Source organism: Myxococcus sp. AM011, assembly GCF_013372595.1.
GTDB classification, from domain to species: domain Bacteria; phylum Myxococcota; class Myxococcia; order Myxococcales; family Myxococcaceae; genus Myxococcus; species Myxococcus eversor.
In genome coordinates this window covers 1-23,917 of record NZ_JABXEM010000113.1, presented here as the reverse complement: position 1 = coordinate 23,917, position 23,917 = coordinate 1, and the positions used below count along the sequence as shown (strand labels likewise).

General features: G+C 65.3%; 9 protein-coding genes and 1 pseudogene. 2 read left to right on the top strand and 8 right to left on the bottom strand.

All coding sequences use genetic code 11. From position 1 onward, the window contains the following. Positions 1 to 8: 8 nt before the first annotated feature. The 4 genes from HUW62_RS23245 to HUW62_RS23230 all read right to left on the bottom strand — a co-directional run bounded on the left by HUW62_RS23245 (position 9) and on the right by HUW62_RS23230 (position 7,494). Complete coding sequence (locus tag HUW62_RS23245) at positions 9 to 1,301, bottom strand: hypothetical protein (RefSeq protein ID WP_163870345.1); 1,293 nt, start codon at positions 1,299 to 1,301, stop codon at positions 9 to 11. Position 1,302: 1 nt separating this feature from the next. Next, positions 1,303 to 3,954 (bottom strand): TonB-dependent receptor, encoded by a 2,652-nt coding sequence (locus HUW62_RS23240; protein ID WP_240357097.1) that lies wholly within the window; start codon positions 3,952 to 3,954, stop codon positions 1,303 to 1,305. Positions 3,955 to 4,185: 231 nt separating this feature from the next. Further along, complete coding sequence (locus HUW62_RS23235; protein WP_163870347.1) at positions 4,186 to 5,598, bottom strand: L-serine ammonia-lyase; 1,413 nt, start codon at positions 5,596 to 5,598, stop codon at positions 4,186 to 4,188. Between the two features lie 282 nt (positions 5,599 to 5,880). Next, positions 5,881 to 7,494: a DUF4041 domain-containing protein gene (locus HUW62_RS23230; protein WP_176435658.1), complete on the bottom strand. Its 1,614-nt coding sequence runs from the start codon at positions 7,492 to 7,494 to the stop codon at positions 5,881 to 5,883. 774 nt (positions 7,495 to 8,268) lie between these two features. Between HUW62_RS23230 and HUW62_RS23225 the strand changes: the two genes are divergently transcribed. Further along, positions 8,269 to 17,604, top strand: coding sequence for an RHS repeat-associated core domain-containing protein (locus HUW62_RS23225; protein ID WP_176435657.1), 9,336 nt, complete (start codon positions 8,269 to 8,271; stop codon positions 17,602 to 17,604). 25 nt (positions 17,605 to 17,629) lie between these two features. Beyond that, the gene (locus HUW62_RS23220) at positions 17,630 to 18,139 is read left to right on the top strand and encodes a hypothetical protein (protein ID WP_163870350.1); all 510 of its coding nucleotides are present in this window, start codon (positions 17,630 to 17,632) and stop codon (positions 18,137 to 18,139) included. A 651-nt stretch (positions 18,140 to 18,790) separates the two neighbouring features. Here HUW62_RS23220 and HUW62_RS23215 read toward each other — a convergent pair. From HUW62_RS23215 to HUW62_RS23200, 4 genes and pseudogenes are all read right to left on the bottom strand, one after another. Continuing rightward, a complete protein-coding gene (locus HUW62_RS23215; RefSeq protein WP_176435656.1) occupies positions 18,791 to 21,610 on the bottom strand; it encodes a heavy metal translocating P-type ATPase in 2,820 nt (939 codons plus the stop codon). Positions 21,611 to 21,635: 25 nt separating this feature from the next. Next, on the bottom strand, positions 21,636 to 22,610 hold the full coding sequence (locus tag HUW62_RS23210) for a vWA domain-containing protein (protein ID WP_176435655.1): 975 nt from the start codon (positions 22,608 to 22,610) through the stop codon (positions 21,636 to 21,638). Then, on the bottom strand, positions 22,610 to 23,545 hold the full coding sequence (locus HUW62_RS23205; RefSeq protein ID WP_176435654.1) for a vWA domain-containing protein: 936 nt from the start codon (positions 23,543 to 23,545) through the stop codon (positions 22,610 to 22,612). Before HUW62_RS23205 ends, HUW62_RS23210 begins: the two co-directional genes overlap by 1 nt. A 74-nt stretch (positions 23,546 to 23,619) precedes the next feature. After that, positions 23,620 to 23,917: pseudogene (locus HUW62_RS23200) on the bottom strand (hypothetical protein); the annotation flags it as partial.

Here is a 23,917-nt window from a genome sequence, read left to right as displayed (position 1 = left end):
GGGCCGCGCTATTCGAACAGGGACAGCTCGGAGAGGCCGCCCATCGTCGCGCCCGGAACGGGCGCGCCCACGAAATTGAAGCCCACCGCGCGCAGCCGCACATGGCGCACGGGACGCGCCTCCTCCGTCACGGGAGCATCGAGGAAGTGGGGGCCCTTGATGAGGGAGAGCCGTCCGTCGAAGGGACTGTCCCACTGAGTCATCTCCTCGAAGAATCGCCGCGGGCCGGCGAGCTGCGGCGGTAGGGTGTAGTCGGCCGGAGCGATGCGCAGCAGCGCCAACTGCGTCCATTGCTCCGCGTCCTCGCTCCCCTCCAGCAGGAACCCGGTGAACGTGCCTCCCTCCGCTCCTCGCACCACCACATGCCGCAGCTTCTTCGGCTCGGGGAGCGTGACGACCAGCGACTCCACCGGCTTGCCGCCGAAGGAGACGGCGTCCAGTCGGCCATCCGTCCAGGGACAGCCCGTCGCGGGCGAGGGTTGGCACGCGGCGCCTCGACTGACAGGCACGAGCCCCCCTGGCGCCAGGGGCAGCTCCTCCGTGCGCCATTCCATGCGGAACCACAGCTCCGAGTACTTGCCTCCCAGTGGGTAGAACCAGAACTCTCCCACGGAGGCGGCCCGCAGCCTGACGGTGGGCTGGGGGAAGTCCTCCAGCACGTAGCGACTCGCGGTCCATGGTGAAGTGGGAATCCAGGCGCGGAACAGCGGCTGTCCTCCATTCAGGACGAAGAGCGCGGCTTCGGGCGTGGTGGGGTAGTCGATGACGATTTGCTGATTCACATCGGAGGTCTGCGCGTACTCCCCGGTGATGGGAGGTTCCGGCAGGGGTGGCGCGGCGCCGAACGTCACGGACGCGCCCTGCGGGTGAGGGGTGACGGCGAGCTGGGAGTCCCAGATGCGCAGCGGGGGAAGCTCCACGTCGTCGTGGAAGGTGAACGACGCGAAGACGGCCGCGCCCGCTTCGTCCCGCCATGACGCGCGAAAGCGATAGGGCTGGAGCCAGGAGTTGGGCGTGTTGACGGACTCCACGTCCCCGTAGCGCATCTCCAGGAAGAAGTCCCCGCTCTGCTCGGTGGAGGACTCCGCGTAGGCCTGGAACACCGAGGGCTCGAACACGTAGGGCCCTTCTCCCATGGGCACCTCGTGTCGGGTGCGCGCGTACGGTACGACGCCGCCGCTGACGGGCGTGCCGTCGCGCCGCTCGACGCGGCCGTACACGAAGACGGACTCGTCCTGCATCCGCTCACACCCCGACGACAGCAGCAGGAAAAACAATCCCAGACATGATGGGTGGCGCATCTCAGTAGCTTCCCTTCAGGCCCAGCATGGGCAGGATGACGGGCAGTCCCAGGGCCTCGCGGCGGAGCTTTCCGGCCGTCCGCTTGTACTCGTAGGCGAACACCTCCTGCTGGAGGGAGAGGTTGAGGATGTCCAGGTAGGCCTCGAGGTTGAAGTCCTTGAGCGACCAGGATTTCGCGGCGCGGAAGTCCACGCGGAAGAAGGGCGCCAGCCGCTCCACCTGGTCCGCGTCCTTGCGTACCCAGGCGCGGAAGCCTTCGGGGTTGACGACGGAGCGCTGGGAGACGGAGGAGACCTCACCGGACTCCGGGCGGCCGGTGTTGAAGTGCACCACCGTGCCCACCGTCCAGTTGTTCGCGAGCTTGTAGCTGAGCGCGGCGTTGAAGACGTGCACCTGCTCGAAGGCGAAGGGCAGCTCGCCCTCGGTCATCTCCCGGATGGTGTTGTTGTCTGCGTAGCGCGCGAAGCGCCGGTGGCGCTTGCTCTGGAGGAAGCTGTAGCTGACCCAGCCGAACCAGTCGCGTCCCAGCGGGTGTCGCGCCATCAAATCCAGACCATACGCGTACCCTCGGGCCGCGGGGTCCTCGCGCTGCTGGCCTCGCCGCTTGCGGTTCTCCAGGACGTCCTGCACGTCGAACTCCACCGTGCGGAACAGCGGGTTGTAATAGACGTCCGCCGTCACCTCCAGGCCCTCGGTGGCCTTCCACTCCGCGCCCACGTCGAACTGCGCGCCCTCCTGGACTCCGTTGCGCAGGCCCGACACGTCCAGCGCCGGCAGGTGGAGCAGCACGGTGGGGGACTGGTGATACATGCCACCGCCGCCCTTGAGCGTGAGCGATTCGGAGAGCTGGTGGCGCACGGCCAGCCGTGGCTCCACGACGACGTGTTGGATGCCGGGCACCAGGTGGTAGCCATCCACGCGCACGCCGGGAGACACCACCCATTTGTCAGAAGGGCGCCATGTCGCTCCGACGAAGCCTCCGACGAAGGTGGCCAGGGCCGAGGGCTGCTTGAGGGGATGGGCGTCATCCGTCGGCCGCCAACCCGGAGTGCGCGCGGAGCCGGTGATGCCCGTGGCCACGCGTCGGTGCTCCACGTCCGTGCCCACCTGGACGTCCAGCGCCTTGGACAGGCGCCGCGTCCACCCGGCCCGAGCCGCGAAGGTGAGCTGGTCCAGTCCGTACTCGCCCGCGAGCACCTCCTCGGGGCCCCGCTCCGGGTTGCGCACCACGCGCCGGTAGCCCAGCAGGGACACCTCATCCAGGCCCACTGTGACGCCCAGCTCGCCCTCTCCGCCCGCCAGGGGGTGGGTGCCGCGCAGGTCCACGCGGTGGAAGCGGGAGACGATGGTGGCTCCCAGGCTGCCCTCGTCGGGGGCGGTGGCCTCGCCCGCGTCGTCGGAGCTGCCGAGCGCGAACAGGCGCAGCTTTCCCTCACCCACTTTCTGCTCGACGCGGGCCTGGTAGTCCCAGAAGGCCGCGTGGATGGGATTGTCTTCGTGGCTCTTGAAGAGGGCGTACGCCAGGGGGATGAGCAGCCCGGTGTAGCTGTAGCGCCCCGCCATGGTGACGGAGGTGCCTGTCTTGTCGAAGGGCACCTCGACGAAGCCGCCCGCGTTGATGAGGTCCGCGTAGGCGGCGAAGTGCGGCTTGTCCTCGCGCGGTTTGCTCAGCCGTCCTTCCACCGCGCCGCCCAGCAGCCGTCCGTACTGCACCGGCGGCGCGCCGGGATGGAAGTCGATGGTGTCGATGAAGTCCGGGTGCACCACCGCGGGCCCAAGCAGCAGGTGGTACAGCATGGGGACCCGCACGCCATCCAGGTAGTAGCCGGTCGCGCCGGGCTGACCTCCGCGCACCACGGGATAGCCCAGGCCCGAGGCGACGCTGCCCACGCCCGGCATCAACATGATGACGCGGAAGGGGTCACCCTGTGTGCCGGGCACCTCGCGAAGCTCCTGCTCGTGCAGGGTGATGCGATTGACCTCCGTGCGGGGGCGGTCATCCCTCACCACCGTCTCGTAGGGATTCACGCGGGTGGGTTGCAGGCGGTAGACGACGTCGAGCGACTGGCCCTGCTCCAGCGACTCCTCGAACGTCGCGGGTTGGTGGGCCGGGGCTCGCACCAGGAACGTGTGGGCGCCCGGAGCCAGCTCCAGCGCGAAGCGGCCGCCCACGTCCGTGACGGCCACGGGCTCCTCCGCGCCGTCCAGGAACAGGGCCGCGTCCGCCAGCGGCACCCGGGTGCCCAGGGCGCGGACCTCGCCGCGCAGTCTCGACTGGGTGAAGCGCAGGGTGGCCGGGGGCTCGAAGTGGTAGGCAAACGGCAGGCGAACCGACACCCATCTCCCGTTCAGGCTTGGGGGAGTGAAGCGCAGCCCTCGCGCGGCGCGGACGGCGGCCTCCGTGAGGGGGGCCAGTGTGGCTGGCTCCTTCACCGTCACGTCGACGACGAGGCCCTGCTCGTCAATCTGGAGGATGAGCTTCACCTCGTCCGGGGGGCCCTCCAGGCCCTCGGGCCAGGTGGCGGGAGACTCCGTCACGAGCTGGGGCGTGAGGAGCGAGACGCTGCCTCCATCCGCCTCCAGCTTCAGCCGCGCGGCGTCCTCGGCGGAGACCGTGGTTCCCGCGTCCGTGGCCTGGACGTCGACCTCCACGGCGCGAGGCTCACTGGTGGCGGAGGGGGCGGCTTGTCCTCGCGCCAGGGTGGGAAGACAGACAGCCCAGAGCAGGAGGGGGACTACAAGGGGTCGGCGGGCGCCCATGGTTCGACGTATACGATGGCACCTCACGGCTCTGGCTCAGGCGACCGCCGCTGGGTGGCGCAAGCACAGACAAGCGAAACTGTCTACCCATGGGGGCGGTTCGGCCCGGACCCCGGGGACTGCTCAGCACTCCGGCAGGCCGACGCTGAGGTTTGCGACCTCGAGCACGTTGACGGCGAGCCCGCCGCGAGCGGTCTCCTTGTACTTGTCCTTCATGTCGCGGCCGGTGTCGCGCATGGTCCGGATGACCTTGTCCAGGCTGACGAAGTGGCGTCCGTCGCCGGAGAGGGCCATGCGCGAGGCATTGATGGCCTTCACGGAGGCCATGGCGTTGCGCTCGATGCAGGGCACCTGCACCAGGCCGCCAATGGGGTCGCAGGTGAGGCCCAGGTTGTGCTCCATCGCGATTTCGGCGGCGTTCTCCACCTGGAGGGGCGTGCCTCCGAGCACCTCGGTGAGGGCGCCCGCGGCCATGGAGCAGGCGCTGCCCACCTCGCCCTGGCAGCCGACCTCGGCGCCGCTGATGGAGGCGTTCTCCTTGTAGAGCACGCCGATGGCGCCGGCGGTGAGGAGGAAGCGCACCACGCCGTCCTCGTTCGCGCCGGGCCAGAAGCGCCAGTAGTAGTGCAGCACGGCGGGGATGATGCCGGCGGCGCCGTTGGTGGGCGCGGTGACGACGCGGCCTCCCGCTGCGTTCTCCTCGTTGACGGCGAGCGCGTAGAGGTTCACCCAGTCGAGCACGGTGAGCGGGTTGGTGAGGCCGGCCTCGGGGCGGCTGAGCAGGCGCTGGTACATGGCCGCCGCGCGGCGCTCGACCTTGAGGCCACCCGGGAGGATTCCGCTGGACGCGCAGCCGCGACGCACGCACGCCTGCATGACGTCCCAGATGCGCAAGAGCCCGGCGCGGATGTCCTGCTCGGAGCGCAGCGTCTTCTCGTTCGCCATCATCAGGGCGCTGAAGGGCATGCGCTCCCGCTCGCACAATTCCAGCAGCGTCGCCGCGGACTGGAAGGGGAAGGGCAGGGGCGTGGTGTCCTTGCGCAGCGGGTCCTGTCCGACGGACGCGGACTCATCGACGACGAAGCCGCCGCCCACGGAGTAGTAGACGCACGCGTCCAGCTCCACGCCGTCCGCGCCGAAGGCGGAGAAGCGCATGCCGTTGGGATGGAAGGGCAGGCTGCGGCGGCGGTGCATCACCAGGTGCTCACCGTCCTTGAAGACGATGTCCCGCTGGCCGAGCACGCTGATGCGGCCCTCGGTGCGCCAGCGCGTGACGATGGCGGGGATGCCCTCCACGTCCACGGCCTCCGGCGTGTCGCCGCGCAGTCCGAGCACCACGGCCTTGTCGCTGCCGTGGCCCTTGCCGGTGGCGCCGAGCGAGCCGAACAGCTCCACCTTCAGGCGCGTGAGCTTCTCCAGGTGACCGCGCTCCGCCAGACGCAGCACGAACGTGCGCGCGGCTCGCATGGGCCCCACGGTGTGGGAGCTCGAGGGACCGATACCAATCTTGAAGAGGTCGAAAACGCTGACAGCCATCGCGGGCGCAACATGCCACGTTTCCACTTTTGTCCCAGCGCCTCGCGGCGTGACGTTCCTGCTCCATGTGAAGCGCGCGACTTCTTGGCGTGCCAAGGAGGTGAAGCTCGGCGAGGTGGCGAGCGAGCACGTCGAGTGGAGTGCGCCGGTTCTTGCCGCAGGAGGCCATGGCGAACGCACTGCGTCGTGAGGGCTGGGGTGTTCTTCTCTTCGGAGACTGGAATGGGTGGAGCGGGTCTTCGCGGGTCGGTCGAACGCGCGGCGCGGGTGCGGGGTGACGGCTCAGGCGACGGCGCGCTCGGGGCGCAGAGGGGGGGGACTCGCGCGGCGCTCCTCTTCGGTGAGGGCGAGTGACTTGCGGTATTCGGCGGCCTCGGCGATGCGGGTCAGCTCGAACTCGCCGTGGTGTTCGTGCACGGCCTTGGCCACCTCGTCGAGGGAGACGCGGAAGAACTCCTTGCGCTCGTTGATGCGGTTGACGCGGCGTTGGGCGAACGTCCGGTGCAGGGCGGCTTCGAGCGACGGTGCGTCCGCGGTGCGGATGATGGCGTGGACGTCGAACTCGAAGGGGACGGAGGCGTCGCCCAGTTCGTCGATGCGGTCCTGGGGCACGAGTCGTCGCGTCATGCCGACCTTGTAGATGTCTTCTCCGAAGGAGCCGATGTTGGAGATGACGTAGACGTGGCCGGTGCGGGTGAGCTGGGCCTGGGAGATGGCGCGCTGACGTTCCTGGTCCTCGGCGACGCGGCGCTCCAGTTCGGCGATGCGTTCGAGGAGCTTGGATTGTTCGGCGCCCTTGCTGCGCTCCAGTTCCCCACGGGCCTTGCGCAGGGCTTCTTCGTCACGCTGGGCTTCGCGTTCGGCCTCGAGCTTCGCGCGTTCGAGTTCGCGCTGCGCGGTCTCCTCCTCGCGCATCTGCTCGCGGATGCGGCGTTGTTCCTCCTTCTCCTCCTGGCGCTTCTCTTCGTATTCGTGGGCGAGGCGCAGTTCTTCCAGTTTGAGTTCGACGTAGTCGCTGGCGATTTCGCACCGCTGAATCTCGGTGAGGCCATTGATGGCCTCGGAGGCCTTCTGGATGCGGGCCTCCATGGCCTTGATGTTCTTGTAGGTGACCTTGGCGACACAGGCATCGGCTTCGCCGTTGAAGGCGCGGAGCATCAGCTTGAGAGTGCGGTCCGTCTGCTTCTTGCCTTCGGCCTTGCTTCCGTTGACCGTCCATTCAATCTTGCAGGAGGCGGCTTGCTTGTTCTTGAGCATGGCCTTCTGTCGTTCGCGGAGGGTGTCGAGGCGGTGCTCGTACTTCTCCGAAGAGGAGAGGTTGTAGATGGGTTTGTAGAATCCGTAGGAGCGGAGGATGGTCTCCTCTTCGAGGGGGAGGAGTTCGGCGCGCAGTTTGATGATGAGTGGTTCGAGGCGGGCCTGTTCCTCGCGGGCGTGACTGCGTCGGGCCTCGACTTCGCGGACGGCCGCGTCCGCCTGTTCCCTGGCGCGGGCGAGTTCCGTACGGCCTTGCTCGCGGGCGCGGGAGAGTTCCGTCTGGGCTTGTTCGCGGGCCTGGGTGAGCTCCGAGGCGATGCGGGCGCGTTCGAGGCGGATGGCCTGGTCTGTGGAGGCCCTGACCTGTTCAAGGTCTGCCTTGGCGCCCCGGATGGCGGCGTCCGCGAGCTCGCGTTCCCGGGCGAGCTCGGAGGCCACGCGGTTGCGCTCGGTGGCGAGCATGTGCTCGGACTCGGCCTTGAGGCGTTCGAGGGAGGAGAGGACGCGCTGTCGCTCGGCCTCCACGTCGAGCACGGGTTTGAAGCGGGTGCGGACGGCGCGGAGTTGGAGGGCGGTGCGGACCAGGAGCCCGGTCAACAGCAGGCTCGAAATCGCCAGGGCCAGGACGGCAGGCTGCATGGAGGTCTCCCCCGTGAGGTGTCCCCGCCGTCGGATGGTGGCGTGGAGGAGGAGGACTGTGCGCCCGAGGAGGTTTGCCGGGGTATCACCCCCGGGGGGTATTGTTTCGTCCCCGTGTCACCTGTTGCTCAGGCGTGCTCTCGTGGGGCAGGGCGACAGAGGAAACGATTATTGACGGGGTCATGATTCATTGAATGGCTTGGATACCCCGCTCCATGCGTGTCGTTCTCGCGGCGAGGGTCCCTCTGTGTCAGGGCGGATGTTGCCTCGACTGGCCGGCCGAGCCGACACCACTGATGGGGGGCGGGGTCGATGCCAATCTTTGCCTCAACCCCCGATAGGACCTGTTGCTGGCGACACCTCGGCGAACACCGGCGATGGCGGCGAGAGTACCCGTGCCCCCGGGATGCGGCATGACTGGATAGACGTCTCCCCGAGTAGACGGCCGTCCGTGTTGCGGGACGCCGTCATGGTTCCCGCTCTCCGTGGCTCCTGAGTTCAGGATGGAATCACACTGGGGGGCTGGGCTGGCCGAGTCGAATGGCTTGGTACTTCATGTTGCGTGGGAGTGAGGCCGACATGTCGGCACTTTCCTGGAAAGCCAATTGCAAAGGTGTCGTCAGGTTGAAGTGCGTAGCGCTTCTCTGCCTCGACTTTTGATTGCCCAGGGCCATGCTCGCGGAACGCATGGGCCCTCCTGGTCTTGGTGTGTGAAATCTGGTTGCCAGTGATTCGGGTGGAAAATTGCGACTGAGAGATGTGCAGGGGGACTCGATGATTCCGAACCGATGGGTTTTCGTAGGGTTGCTGTTGCTGGGGGTGATGACGGCGCGAGCAGAAGGACCGGCTCCAGCGTGGTTGGATGCCTATTCGCCGCGAGAGTCGGTTGCGCCCGTGGCGTTGGACAGTCCGGCCCCCTGGAGCGGAGCCACGTCGCTGGGGGAGGACCGGACGCGGGCCTATGAAGACGCGCATGCAATCTGGGAGTCACGGCGAGACGTTGCCCAAGCTGAACTCTCCGCGACGCTGACAAGGGCGCATGACGCTCTTGGCGCCCAATCTCCCTGGTGGGAGCGATTCTGGCATTCTCCCTGGCCCTCTGATGATGAGCGGGACGCGCTCGAACAATCACGCGAAGAATTGCTGAGTGCCAGGCAATCCCTCCAGGCCATTCGCAGCGGAGACGAAGCGGCGAACGCTTATCGCGCGGAGGTTCTTACGGAACTCGAGGGCCAGCTCAAGGGGCTCGAGACACGCATGAGTGGAGGCTACGCTCGAGCGTGGCTCATGCTGTGGGATGGGGGGCCGCACGAGGATGTCCTGCGGCTGAAGTCGAAGGTCCTGGTCTGGGAGACCCGACTCACCGTCGATGACCTGAGTCAGGTCGCTCGCATCGAGAAGCTCGATGTCACGGATCTCCAGGAGGGCGTTGTCGGGCAGCCGCTTCCCCAGCCCGTCACGGTGCGAGTGACGACTGTGAACGGGGAGCCGGTCCTTGGCGCGACAGTGACGTTCAAGGGGCAGTCGCCCTCGATTCCCACGTTTCTTCCCGTATCGGGAGGCACGACGCCTGCCTCTCAACTCTCGGTCCTCACGGATGAGAGTGGGCTGGCGTCGGTTCGGGTCCTTCCGGATACGAACATCCCGCGGAACTCCTTTCTCCGCGCTGGAATTCCCCATGGGCAGCGCCTGGGATTCAACGCGGTGACGGCGGAGACCACGAACGGTACCCAGACCTTCACGCTTCAAGCGTCCTTCGTTCATGTGGGGCTTCCGGATGTGCCTGCGGTGATCGATCGCCTGGCGAATGTCAGCGCTCCCCAGGAGGCGGCGATTCAGCTCGTCTCGCCGCTCTATGCCAGGGTCTTCGACCGCTACGGAAATGCCTGTGCGAATCAGAAAGTGACCTGGACCCAATTGGCGACCACGGGACGCTTCTTCCGAGTCCAGGACGCGGTGAGGCCCCAGGTATTGGACACGGCCAATCCAATGCAACTCATGGCGCTCGATGAGTGGACGGATACGGATGGTTGGGTAGGGCCCGGTTATATCCCGGGGACCAGCAATGGCACCTACTCCGTGACAGCGACAGTGGGGACGCTCAACAAGACTGTCTGGGTCAACGTCAACACGTTCGCGAGGTACACGCTCCGGGCGACGAGCAATGGCGACTTCAACGGGGCCTACCGGACGTCCGCTCCCGTGGTCAGGACCTTCCAGCTTCTGCGATGGCCGCAGAATGCTCCAGGATGGGTGCCGATTACTGGCAACGAGCCGGACCTGCTCGGTGTCGCGGTCCGCGTCCAGACCCATTCGGACCCCGAAGGAGACTTGCTCGCGTCGGTGGTGACGGCTCCGAGTCAGATCGGTTCCGACCCATTGGACGATGACAAGACGATGGTCTTCCGGCAGCGCTACCTGCTGCCGGATGGCTCCCAGCGTGTGTTCATGAGTGGCACTGTCTACGAGCGCCGCGCCAACAACCAGGTCGTGAAGGTGTGCTGCGATCGTGACCTCTACAGCTTCAATACGTCCACGACCCCCACGCTCGAATCGCGCCGGCGCCTCCAGAGCGGCGCGGTTGTTCCGACCGGTGGACTGGCCCTGACTTCCGATTCAGGGGTGGGGATGTCCGTGCGCAACCGCACGTCGGGTCAACTCTATGCCCGGATTACGGTCCAACCTCATACGTCAGGGGACGCGGTACTCGACGGCTCGAGTCTCGAGCGTGACGCTGACAACGACATCGTGCTACCCGCGGCGAGCAACCCCCTGCGCATCCTGCCGCTCTTGGCTGGAACGCAAGGCGGGCGGGTTCGCTTCGAGCTCTACGCGAAGGACCATGCCGAAACGCCACCCTTGAAGGTGCTCCAGGCCAGCGATGAGTTCGAAATCCTTCGGCCAGATGGAGACATCGTGCTGTCGGGATTGCCCTTGGCGGCCCGATGGATGCTGCCTGCCTGGGATTTTGTCTCCGCACAGAAGCCCACGCCCGGTCAGCCTCCTGATGAGGATGCACAGGCTCCCGTGGCGTTCCCGGCGCGCTTGGGGGTGAAGGTCTTTACCGATGGGCGCCTCGTGGTCAGTCGGATGGGAACGGAGCTGGCCTCGGCCAGGGTGCGGACGGATGCATCGGGAATCACGGAAGTCGTTCCTCTGAGCGGTTCTGTCACCCAGGGGCTCGAGGGCTTCGCATGGGCGGACGTTCCTCCTGGGGCCGTGGGAACGGAGGACCTGGATGTCACGCTGGTTCCGGAGAACCCCAATCAGGACGCCTTCCACGAAGCGGTGCCCCTGACGACCACTGCGGGAAGCATGAGCAAACTCCCGGTCGCCCACACCTTCGTCAAGGGTGTCAGCGTGGTGGACGGGCATCTGGTGAAGCAGGCGACGGATGTCGATTCGCCGAGCCGAGGCGTGGGGCTGGCGTGGACGCGGACTTATTCCTCGGGTGTCGCAGAGGAGGGATTACTGGGACCGGGCTGGTCGCACGGCTACGAGGGAGCTGTCCTGCCCGTGGGAGGCGGATTCCGCTACGTGGTCGTGGGAGGCGAAGGGAGCGGGCATACGTTCAATTGCACGGGGGAGGGCGTGGGATGTGTGCCCCAGCGCGGCTTCCACGGAACGCTGCGTGTCGAAGGGACGGGCTCGGGCCGCGAGTTCATCTTCCGCTCGAAGTCAGGTGTGGAGTATCGGCATGGATATCTCGACACCTCGGTGTATCCGGCCAGGTACCGCCTGACGTCCATCGTCGCTTCGACGGGGCACAAGGTGTCGCTGCGCTATGGCGATGCTTCGGTGGACAGGGCGCTGACACGGATTCATGACGAGTCGAGTGGTCGCCTGCTGCAGTTGAGCCACCAGCGTCAAGCGGGCCATTTGCGACTCCAGCGAGTGGAACTGCATCACGCGACCAGCGTGGATGCCACCACCCTGACTTCGCTGAATGTCTGCGTTCAGTACGACTATGACAACCAGCAGAGGCTGGCCAAGGCGTCTCGTTACGACGGAAGCTGTGGGAGCGGTGTTCCGGCCAGGGAAGAGTCGTATTCCTACGAGAGCGGTGCCACCGAACTGGGCCGGACGCGGATGTCTCAGCATGTCGGTCCGGATGGCCAGGTGGTTCGCTACACGTACCACAGCGCCAGCGAAGCGATGCCCGGTGAGGATGCCTACCTGCTCCTGATGAACAAGGATTCGCGGGTGAAGACGGTGGTGGAGACGCTCTCGACGCAGCCGCTGCGTGAGGCAACCACCCTTTTCACCTACAGCATCGCGCCCGAGTCGCGAACCGTGCTGGGGCAGTCGCTCACGACCTTCGCCACCGAGGTGAAGGGGCCTCGGCCCGAGGTGCCCGCGACACGCTACCGGATGATTGCCACGGGAGCCGTCGCAGAGTTGGAGCGGCCCGTGTCTGAGGGAGTGGTGGCACGCACGGGTACGTTGTGGGACGGCCTGCATCGGACACGGGCGGTGGAGCAGGACGCTCGGGGGCGGGTGACGCACTTCGCCTATGACGAGAAGGGCAACCTGACTGCGAGTCGCATCGAGGGAGCGGCGCTTCCGGCCTCCGACGGAGTGGCGGCCACGGTGGGCGTCACGGATGGCCAGGGACAGGTCGTCTCAGAGGTGGTGGAGAAGTGGGGTTACGACGCGAGCTTCAATGCGCTCGTGTGTCATGTGGACCCGGAAGGGTATGCCACGGTGTCCCGCGTGGACTCCACGGGGGATTCGCCCGAGGACCTCCTGCCGTTCGGAACGGGGCGGCTCCTGGAGACGCGTCGCTATGTGAATCGGGTGCCTCGCCCGGTGTTGTCGTCTCAAGCGACGTGCGCGGAGGCGGTGGCTTCGTTGGCGGAGTCTCCGCAGGACGTGGTGTCGCAGTGGAGGTATTGCGGCGTCGAGAACGCTTCGTGCTCGACGGGAGCACTCACGGGGGACTGGGTTCAGACGGTGGGAGCGGATGGGCACGTGGAGAGTGCCACGGCCTACGACGCTTATGGCCAACTGCAGTCGAAGACGCTCCAGGTGAATGGCGCGTCCACGGTGTCCGTCGAGTATGTGCACGACGCTCGAGGCCGCCTGCTGGAGGAGCAGGATGGACTGGGACGTCATCGGGTCCAGGAGTGGGATGGGTTGGACCGCGTGGTGAAGGAGGAGCAACTCAATTTCCAAGGGCCAGGGACGACTCGCACGCTGGAGTACACAGCGGGAGGCGCGCTTTGGACGGAGGAGATTGGAGATGGTTTCGTCCGGACACACAGCCTGGATGCAGCGGGTCGACGCGTGCGCACGCGGGAGTCCGGCGGCGGGCTCACGACGACGTTGGAGACCCGGTTCACCTATGACGAGGTGGGGAATCGCACATCAGTCACGGACAGGCGAGGTGTCCAGACGTCCACGCAGTACGACTACGCGGATCGCCCGGTGGCAGTCACCGTCTCCGTGGCGGACGGTCCTCGCTTCATCGCGAATGGAGGGAGTTCCGACGAGGTGGGTCGGGTGCGGACGGTGGCCCGGTTCGCATACGACGTCGTGGGCAACAAGGTGTGGGAGTCGGACGTGTCGGGTCATGACCGGACGTACCGGCTGGATTCGCTCTACCGAGTCATCGAGGAGAAGACCCCCGAAGTGCCGGGAGCGACCGAGGGTTCGTCCGCGGTGCGGTACACGATTGCGTCCGCGTACGACCTGAAGGGCCAGAGAGTCCGCCAGGTGGACGGGAACGGGCACGCCAGCACGGTGGAGTACGACTTGATGGGGCGTGCCATCGTCTCGACGGATGCGAGCGGGCGGGTAGAGCGCCGTCGTCACGATGCTCGGGGCAATGTGACGCAGGTGCAGTGGGCGGCGGGAGGTGTTCAGCACCGCATGCGGAACACGACGTATGACGGCCTGAATCGTGCGCTCTCGTCTGTGGAGACGGTGGAGAAGGCGTCGGGCCAGCATGTCTACACGACCCAGACGGTCCACGACGACTCGGCGCACGTCGAGTGGACGCGCAATGCTCGTGGCTTCGTGCAAGCCCGTCACTTTGATGGACTGGGTAGAGCCTTCAAGTCCGTGGAGGACGCGAGTGGCGGACCCCTGCCTCGGCAACCGGATGCCGCAGGGGTGGGGCCGGCACTCAACCTGACGAGCACGGTGGAGTATGACTCGTACGGACGGGTTGCCGCTCAGGTTGATGCGCTGGGGCGTCGCACGGAGACGACTCACGACGCACTGGGGCGTCGGGTGCATGTGCTGCATCCTATGGAGGCGATGGAGCGCCAGTTTTTCGATGGCGAGGGAAATCCCATCAGCACGTGGGATGTGCGAGGCCTGGAGCGACGATTTACCTTCGATGCGCTGGGGCGCGTGCGTTCCGAAGAGCTGGTGGAGGGCTTTTCCGGGGCGAGCTTTTGGCTGACGGTCAGTCAGCGGACCTATGAGGATGCCCTCGGATTGGATGGGCTGACACGCGAGAATGTGTTGGATGCCCGAAACCAACTGACGGTGCTCTACCGTGACGGCCTCAAGCGAGAGGTCCGTCGGGTCGACGCAGGTGGGTACAGTTGGGCGACCAGGTTCGACGCGCTGCACAAGAGACAGGAGAAGGACGCGAAGGGCCAGGTGACCCGGTTCACCTATGATGGTGTTGGTCGGTTGCTGAGTCAGACCGAGCACCCGTCGGTGGGGCAAGCCGCGACCTACAGTCAGTCCTGGAGTTACGACGACGCGGCTCGTGCGCAGACGTATGTGAATCGACGAGGTGTGCCCACGGCGAGTCGTTCCGATGGTCTGGGGCGCAAGGTGCACGAGGTGCGTGGTCAAGGAGATGTGGTGGCGGAGGAGTCCTGGACCCATGACGCAGGGAACAATGTCGTGCGCTCTGTGGATGCGAATGGCTACTCGACGGTTCGTCTCTACGATGGGGCGGGGCGACTGCTTGAGGAGACGTTGGGGGCGGGGACTTCGGACGCTGCGGCCACGCAGTTCCAGTACGACGCCGTGGGGCAGTTGACGCAGAAGAAGGGGCCGCGTGCGACGGGCGCCTCCTTCGATGTCCGCTACTCCTATGACGACCTCGGGCACAGAGTGCGTGAGGAGAATGCGCTCAATGAGGTCACTGTCCGTGTCTTTGACAATGCGGGCTTCGTGGATTGCGAGCAGCGACCCAATGCCCAGCCTACGCTGCCGCACGGAGGTGCTGCGGGGAAGAGCCGCGCGACGCTCACAGCGGAGGTGTGTCACCAGGATGGCGCTGCTGTAGCGCATTTCTCGCATGATGAGATGGGGAAACGACTGGGTGTCGTGGATGCGGGGGATCGCATCTATTACTTCAGGTATGACGAGGCGCGGAATCTCGTAGCGAAGCAAGACGCGAACGGAAACCTCACGACGTATGAGTATGACGCCCGCAACCTTCGTACGGCCGAGCATCAGCATCTGGATAAGCATCGGTCGCTGGTAGGCAGTCGGCGCGACGACTACCCGATGTTCGAGGCCGGAGCAGCGCCGTTTGGTGACGTTGGAACTCTCACGTGGCGGTACACGTACGACGAGAATGGGAATCTGGCCTCACAAGTAGATCCCAAGGGACAGCGCACGGTTTATCTCTATGACCTGTTGAACAGGCTGAGGGCGAAATCATATTCGCAATTTGCTTTGCCCCGAGTGCTTCCCTCGACGAGTGCGGACGGCTTTGTCTTAGACGGGGAAGGGAACGTGACGCGGGAGCATCAGTTCAAGAAGGTCTCGCCCAATCATGATGAAATCGGTGAATCGACGGTCTCCACGTTCGATGCGCTCGATCGGGTCAAGACGAAGCAGCGTCAGTACGACTGGAAACAGATCTCATATGACTACGATGCCATGGGACACCGCACACGTGTGGTGGACTCGGATGGCATCGAGACGACGTACGCATACGATGCACTGGGGCGCTTGAGGAGTGCGACGCTTCCCACGGGGACGATGCGTTACCACTACTGGCCCGATTCCTTGCCGAAGAGGACTGAATGGCCCAACGGCGTGTCCGAAGGGCGTTGTTATGACGCTGCCGGGCGCCTCGGCCAGTTGATCGTCGTGCGTGGTGGAGTGTCCGAGACCTGTCAGCCGATTGGGCAGGTGCTCAGCCGTTACTCGTACACGTATGACGTGAACGGGAACAGGTTGACGCAGGTAGAGGCGCGCACGTCTCCACAGACGCAGTTGCTCGGGGCAGAAGGAGTAACGTCGTATGGCTATGACATCGTGGATCGCCTCACGGGTGTGGCCGGCCCCGATGGGAACACCACGCTCTATCGGTTGGACCAGTCGGGAAACCGTACGGGCGAGCGCGAAGCGCCGACAATCGCGATAGACAGCTTCGGGCTGGGCCCTGATGCATTTGAGTCGGTGCCGGAGTCGGTACTGGCGCGGGATGTGACGACGACGTTCAACCGAGTAGATTGGGTGCGGACGATCGTGGATGCGAAGAATTCCCGGCTCGATGTCCTGCTTGAGTATGACCTGGCTGGCAACTTGGTGAAGCGCCTGACTGGGATAGACGCTGTGCGCACCTTTGCCTGGGATCCTCGTCAGACGTTGACGGCCGTGTTCGATAACGGAGTACAGGTGGGACGGTACGATTATGACGTCCGTCTCCAGCGAATCAGGAGGCAGACGCCTTCGGAGAATGTTGCTTACGTCTTGGACGGCGATTTCGTCTTGCAGGAGGCAGATGGGAGTCGGGTGCCGTGGTTGACGCGGCGCCGCTATCACTACGCGGATGGACCTCTTGCGGTGGCTGACGTCGGTACCTCGACGACGTCGACGAACTTCTTAATGTCAGACGCGCTGGGCAGCGTGACAGACGCGATTGCCGCCAGTACTGGCGGCCCTGTCACCGAGGCTCGGCAGTATGACGCGTGGGGCAACCATCTTGGAGGATCCACGCCCGCTGCCGGTGAGTTCAAACTGGGGTTCACGGGACATCAGTACGACGTGGAGACAGGGCTTACCTATGCACGAGCCCGGTACTACGACTCGAAATTGGGTATCTTCATCAGCCGAGACAGCTTTGAAGGGAACGTCGAAGATGCACCGAGTCTGCATCGGCACGTGTATGCGCGCGTCAACCCCCTGAGTTTCGTTGATCTGGATGGGCATGAGGCGAAGTTGACGGACGTCGGCAAACAGCTGAAGGGGCAGCTCTACAGTGCCGAGCTTGCACAACTCGGCGATGAGCAACTCGCGGGCGTCCTTCGTGAATCCACTACTCACTTCATGGGCGGATCGGCGCCAGGCCAGTTGCAGGCACTCATGGAGGACCGTGAGCAACTGGAAGCCGCTGTTTGTCGCTATCTGGAGTGCAATACCAGCGCGTTGAGTTGGCGAGTCGAGCAAGCGCGGCGTGCACTGGAACGAACTGGTAGTAGGGTGGGGGGGTACCTATCAGGGCTACCCATTGTTCGGAAGGTGAAGACCGTTGGGAGTGAGGTGGAAGAAGTCGTTGAATCCACCAAGGAAAGTATTGGTGAGACAGTCAGGTTCACGGTTCAGGACGCCATCTCCTCCAAGCATGCCTCCCCGATGGGTGACAGGTTCGCGAAGGCTATGGGGGACGCGGCGGAGTTGGAGACACATCTGGCGATGAAGGTGGGTGGGGAATATCTCCAAGGGAAGACGCTTGAGGGAATGGTTGTTGCTGGAGGCGCGATTCTTGGCGGGGCTAAGGTCGAGGGTGCTCTTGCTGTAGATGCCCTTCGCATTCCAGGGCGCGTTCAGTCTCGGATCAATCTGGCAAAGGGGCACAGTGCGCTCACGCCCCTGCGGCCAACAACGGGCCAGAAGATTTCTGCAGGATGGGATCATGTGATGAGTGGGCACTTCAACAAGCCGCTGGCAGGCAGTCGTTCCGTGTTCAGCACGTCGCCCGATAGGTTGCGCGAACTGCTTCAGCACCCGAATGTGGTTTCAAGCCCGGTGAGGGCAATCCCGGGTGGCCAGTATGTGCGAACAGTGGACACCGGCGAAGTGATCGGAAATACTGCACTGAAGTTCGGTGGCGGTGAGACTTCCTGGATTGAGGTCTTTACTGATAGAGGCGGAAATTTGATTACGACTTATCCAGTTCCAATGCGATGAGAGCATTCTGTCAGAGGAAAGAGCGATGAGGGAAACTGTTTTTAGCTTGTGGAAGGGGCTTCTTGATGAAGTCGTTCGCTCTTCCTCTGATTTGGGTTTTATTCGGTACTATCAGGCTCTGTCTTCATGGATCATCAGTCATACCCATGACTTCGGGGCCGAGTTGCTGGAGCAAAGCGGCCTGTCCGTGTTGGCTCGTCTGGACCCGACTCGCTACCTATCGACGAATCCAGATATTGGCCTGGACCTGGAGTTGGCTCGTCTGTCTTCTGTTGCGCCGAAATCCATGGAGTCTGTTGCTATGATTCTGCGCGATACGCTGCTGGATATGGTGACAGTGTGGTCTGCTAGGGACTGTCGAAGCTGCCAAGGACCGATGCGTGTCATGGTGGCTTTGTCGGGCGATGAACGACGCCTCTTCTTGAGTTGTCGCGACTGTGCCCATGAGGAATGGCAAGACGGTAGCCGGGTGGAAATTCGGGTGAGGCGTGTTCTTCCCGCGACGATGGAGGATATCGCTGGACTCGTGTTGTAGCCCTTGCGGGAATTCTGTGACGTAAACGGAAGCGGTGAGTCTTCTTCGCAAGGCGTAGGTGTCCGCTTCGTGGGCGGAGCAGACTCGATGCTCGTGTGCCGGCACAAGCTTGCCGGAGCCTGTGTTTTGTTTGTTGTTGTGAGCTATCGAAATCCCGAAGCCTAGGTCTTCTCTCGCATGTGGCTTGTCAGACCATGACGGAAAGGCCCACTCCAGATAGGAGAGAGCTGTGGGATGGCGCTGGATAACATCGAGCGCATGAGGCATCCGGAGTGAAGGTGCTGCTGGAAGTTACCCTGGATGAGTGAGGTATTGCATAAGGTGTTTCCGGAGGAAGTGCCTGATGGTTTCGATCTCCCGCTGCGCAAAGTGCTCCTCAAAGAGATATCCGTTAGGTCGGCCGCTTGTGCGCTGGAGATGACTTTGGGGCGCGATTTCGCGTGCGTCCTCCAGATGGGTTTGGCGCGGAGTCACAAGCCGAGATGATCCGTGAAGGAGTGGCTGAGTTTCGACGCCCGTTAGGGTTGGCAGGGTACGGCGAGCAACGTTGAGTTGTCTCGTTCAGGTCGTCGCAAAGTTCGCGGCGTGGTTAGTGTGGCTCTTATGAGCAGTTCAAAGAGTTGCTGCGCCCCTTGGTTGGAGAAGTAGGGCTCACTGGGGCGAGGGCTGGATGTCCATCGACGGCAGGGGCGTTGAACCCATCGACTTGGGCCTGACGGCGAGCAACCGCAGGCCGTTGGCCACTACGAGCAACGTGCTTCCCTCATGCAACACCACTGCATGGCTGATCTGCGTCAGGCCGAAGAGGGTCGCGATGATGAGCACCGCGCTGATGCCCAGCGCGATGACCAGGTTCTGCTTCATCACCGCCGTGGCTTGACGCGCCAGTCCCAATGCGAAGGGCAGACGGGACAGGTCGTCGCTCATCAGCACCACATCCGCCGTCTCCAGCGCTGCATCAGAGCCCGCTCCACCCATCGCCACGCCCACCGCCGCGGCCGCGAGCGCGGGCGCGTCGTTGACTCCGTCGCCCACCATGGCCACCGAGCCCTGGCGCCCCATCTCGCGCACGGCCGTCACCTTGTCGGCTGGCATCATCGGCGCTCGCGCCTCGTCGAGCCCCACCTGCGCTGCGATGGACTTCGCTACTCGCGCATTGTCTCCGGACAACATCACGGTCCGGGTGATGCCCTGCTGCTTGAGCGTCTCGATGACATGCCGCGCTCCTGCTCGCACGGTGTCCGCGACTCCGAGCACTCCGAGGTAGCGCCCTGCCTTGCGCACCACCATCGTCGTCTGCCCCGCCTCCTCCAGCCGGTCCACCTGCGCCTTGATGTCGGAGGGAACCGCGTCCCCCTCGAACAGCGCCAGGCTGCCCACGTCCACCAGCGCGTCACCCACCTTCGCGCGCAGGCCCTTGCCGTGGATGGCTTCCATGTCGCTTCCGGCCGGAGCCTGGATGCCTCTCGCTGATGCGGCCTCCACCACGGCGTGTGCCAACGGATGCGCCGAGAGCGCCTCTACCGCCGCCGCCGTCCCGAGCAGCTCCTCGTCCGTCACGCCCTCCACCGGCGCCGTGCTGAGCAGCTTCGGCTTGCCCACCGTGAGCGTGCCTGTCTTGTCGAAGGCGATGGCATTCACCTTCCCGAGCAGCTCCAGGTAGATGCCGCCCTTGATGAGAACTCCTCCTCGCGCCGCCGCAGCCACCGCGGACAACACGGCCGATGGCGTTGAGATGGCCAGCGCACACGGAGACGCGGCGACGAGCAGTGACACCGCGCGCAGAATCGCCTCCTTCAGCGGCATCCCCATCAGCACGAGCACCACGGGGAACACCACCGCGCCAATCATCACCAGCGGCGCGAACGTGCGCTCCAGCCGCTGCGCGAAGCGCTGATTCGGCCCCTTCTGGGCCTCGGCCTCGGCCACCATGTCCACCACTCGCGCGAGCACCGATTCCGACGAGAGCCGCGTGACTTCCACCTCCAGCAGCGCCTCGCAGTTCACCGTTCCGGAGAACACCTCGTCGCCCGGCTTCTTCGGGACGGGCATGGACTCACCGGTGATGGCGGCCTGCTCCAGTGAGCTCTTTCCCTCGCGGATGATGCCGTCCAGGGGAACGCGGTCTCCCGGACGGACGACGACGCGGTCTCCTCGCAGCACCTGCGCCACGGGCACTTCCACCAGCTCGCCACCCCGACGCACCCGGGCCACCTCGGGACGCAGCGCGCCGAGCGACTCGATGGAGCGCCGCGCACGGTCCATCGCCCGGTGCTCCAGCGCGTGACCCGCGCTGAACAGGAAGAGGAGGAAGGCTCCCTCGAACCAGGAGCCCAGCACCGCAGCTCCCAGCGCGGCCACGACCATCATCGTCTCGATGTCGATGCGCAGTTGGAGCAGCGACTTCACCGAGCCCCGGATGGCGAAGAACCCACCACTCAGGATGGACAGCCCCCACACCACGGTGGGTACCAGCGCGGGTACGGGCGCGAAGCGCTCCAGCAGCCAGCCCGCGACGAGCAGTACGCCCGAGGCCACCACCAGCGGCATCTCCAGGAGCGGCGCCAGCCCGCCTCCGTGCGCGTGGTGCGAACACGCATGGCCGTGGCTCGGCACCTCCAGCGTGTAGCCGAGCTTCTTCGCCCCGGTCTCGATGCCCTTCAGCGAGATATCTTCACTGTCGTACTCCACGACGAGCCGCTCGCTCGCATACGCCACGTTCGCGGACAGCACGCCCGGGAGCTTGCCGAGCCCATGCTCGATGGCGGTCGCCGAGTCGGCCGAACTCATTCCTCGCACGAACCACGTGTGGCTCTTGTACCGCTTCGCCACCTGCTCACCCGTGCGCTTCACCGTCGTCAGCAGCGCCGCCGGATTCACCAGCCCGGGGTTGTAGTGGAGGCAGACCTCCGCATAGCCCTGGTCCCGGCGCAGGTGCACATCGATGACACCGTGGTGTGCCTCAAGCGCTGCCTCCAGCTTCTGGAAGCGGCCCGCATCGTCCGTCTCGCCCGGCAGTGCGTCCTCCAGGTCGAGCTGGAGCGCCACGCCTCCGCCTTCCGCCGCGCGGTAGCCCGGCGGTCGGACGCGCTTCGGCTTCGGGTGATGATGGTGATGCCCATGGTCCCCATGGTCGTGGTCGCAAGCGGCCCCGTGCTCATGCACGGCGGCAGGCCCGTGGTCGTGGTCGCACCCCGGACCGTGCTGGTGTGCATCGCCACCGTGCGCGTGGTCATGCCCGTGCTGATGCGCGTCTCCACCGTGCGCCGCGTGGTCATGCGTACACCCAGGCCCGTGGACGTGCTTCTCCGCGCGCTTGGGTCCAATGATTTTCAACCCCTTCAGCACGGGCTTCGCGGCGGCCGGCTTCACCGCCGCGAGGGACGGCCCGTGGCCATGTCCGTGGTCATGCTTGCAGTCCGGTCCGTGGACGTGGTCGGCCTGGGCATCGGTCTTCTTCTGCTCGGACATGGCGTCTTCTTCCTGAAGCTGAAACCTAGTGGCGGTGTCCGCCGTGCTTGCGGGCAGGGGCGGGAGCGGGAGCCGAAGCACGCACCGGCTCCTCCTCCTCCTCGTGGTGGTCCTCGTCCTCGTGCTCCTCTGGAATCGGCTGCGTGAAGCGCTGCCCCGCGACCTCCAGGGTGAACGCCTTGCACTCCGGAGGAACGTCGAACTCCAGCACTGCGGGGAGCCGACCCTCGTACGACTTCAGCGCCTTACCCTGCTCGTCGTAGATGGTCCCACCCGCGGCCACCGTCATCGTCTCGTCCACCAACACCGCCACCAGCTCCGCCATCTCCTCCATGCGGTCGGCGATGCGGTGGCACCACAGATGGCCCACGCCCGGATACGTCTCGTGGGAGATCTCCTCCATCTGCTCCTCGTCCACCTGGTCGCCCACGCCGACGAAGACGAAGCTCATCCGGGGCAGCCGGCCCGCGGCAATCTCCTTCGCCACCTGCGTGGCGTAGGCCCGCACGTCGTTGCCGTCCGAGAGCTGCGAGTCGGTGATGATGACCGCCAGCCCTCGACGAGCGCCCGTCTGCACCTGCTGCTTCATGTGCGCCACGAAGTCGCGCAGCACCGGCAGCATCACCGTGGCCTTGCCGTAGGCCCTCGGCCCCGGGAAGCGGAACTCCTTCGCCTGCACCGCCGACAGCAGCCCCACCTCCTCCAACTGGCTGCCATCCCCGGTGGCCCAGTACGCCACGCGCACCTGCCCGTCGCGGTCCTTGCTGGCCAGGTACTCCAACATCCACCGCATCTGCGGCTCGACCAGGTTCTTCACCGGCGCCAGCTTGGCCAGCACGCCACGAGGACCGTACTCATCCTCCATGCTCGCCGAGCCATCCATGTAGAGGGCCACGTCCAACCCCTCCACCGTGGGGTCATGCAGCAGCGTGGCCACCACCTTGTTCCCCATCCGATGCACGTCCGAGAACGGACGCACGATGACTTCGTGCCCGGCCATCAGTGATGGTCCTCGTCTTCCTCGTGGTGGTCCTCGTCCGGCAGCGGCTGGGTGAAGCGCTGGCCGTTCACTTCCAGCGTGAAGCTCTCCGCGCCCTCGGGCACGTCGAACTCCAGCACCGCGGGCAGGCGGCCCTCATACGTCTTCAGCACCTGACCCTTGTCGTCGTAGATGGTGCCGCCCGCGGCCACCGTCATGTTCTCGTCGACCAGCACCGCCACCAGCTCGGCGACCTGGTTGATCTCCTTCGCGATGCGGTGGCACCACAGGTGACCCACGCCCGGGTACTCCATGTGGGCAATCTTCTCGAGCTGCTCCTCGTCGATGGCGTCACCCACGCCCACCAGCACGAAGTTCAGCCGGGGCAGCCGGCCCGCCGCGATGTCCTTCGCCACCTTCTCGGAGAAGGCCTCCACCTCGTCGGCGTCATGGAGCTGACCGTCCGTGACGATGACCGCGCAGCCGCGACGCGCGCCCAGCGGCACCTGCTCCTTGAGGTAGCGCACGTAGTCCTTCAGCGCAGGCGCCATGAACGTGTGGCTGCCGAGCTTCTTCGCGCCGGGGAACTTGTACTGCTTGACGTCCACGCCCTTGAGCTCTCCTACCACCTCGACGTCCTTGCCGGAGGCGCCGCTGGCCCAGTACGCGACGCGGAGCATGCCGTTGCGGTCCTTGGTGGCCAGGTACTCCAGCATCCACTGCACCTGCGGCTCCACCTGGTTGGCGGGGTCCTTCAGGGGCGCGCCGCGCAGCCACTCCAGGAAGGAGCGATTGGGACGTTCGTACTTGTACTCCTCCTGCATGCTGCCGGACGCGTCCATGTAGATGGCGACGTCCAGACCCTCGACGGTGGGGTCGTGCAGCAACACCGCACGTACCTTCCCCTCCTCGACGTGAAGATCCGAAAACGGCTCGACCGGCTTCTCGTGACCCATCGTTCCCCCTGCCAGGTTGGGGGGGCGAGGCTATCACCTTCCGGCGGGGTTCCACGCCCTCGCGAAAGGCGCCCTCAGTCCTCGAAGTCGGACATCCAGTCGGGCTTCTTCGCGGCCCCCGGCGCAGAGGGCGGGGACGGCTCACGCTGGGTCTTCGCCGAGGGAGCCGCCGGGCGTGGCCTCGCTCCGAAGTCCTCCATCCAGGAGGGCGTCCCGGGCCGCGCCGAAGGCGGTGGCGCTGACGGCTTCGCACGGGTGAGCCGGGGCTTCGCCGCTTCGGGATGCGCCGCCGCGTGCGCGTTCAGGAAGTCCTGCATCCAGTCGCTCGGACGCGGAGGCTTGGGCGGCGCGCGTGGGGGCAGGGGACGCTGG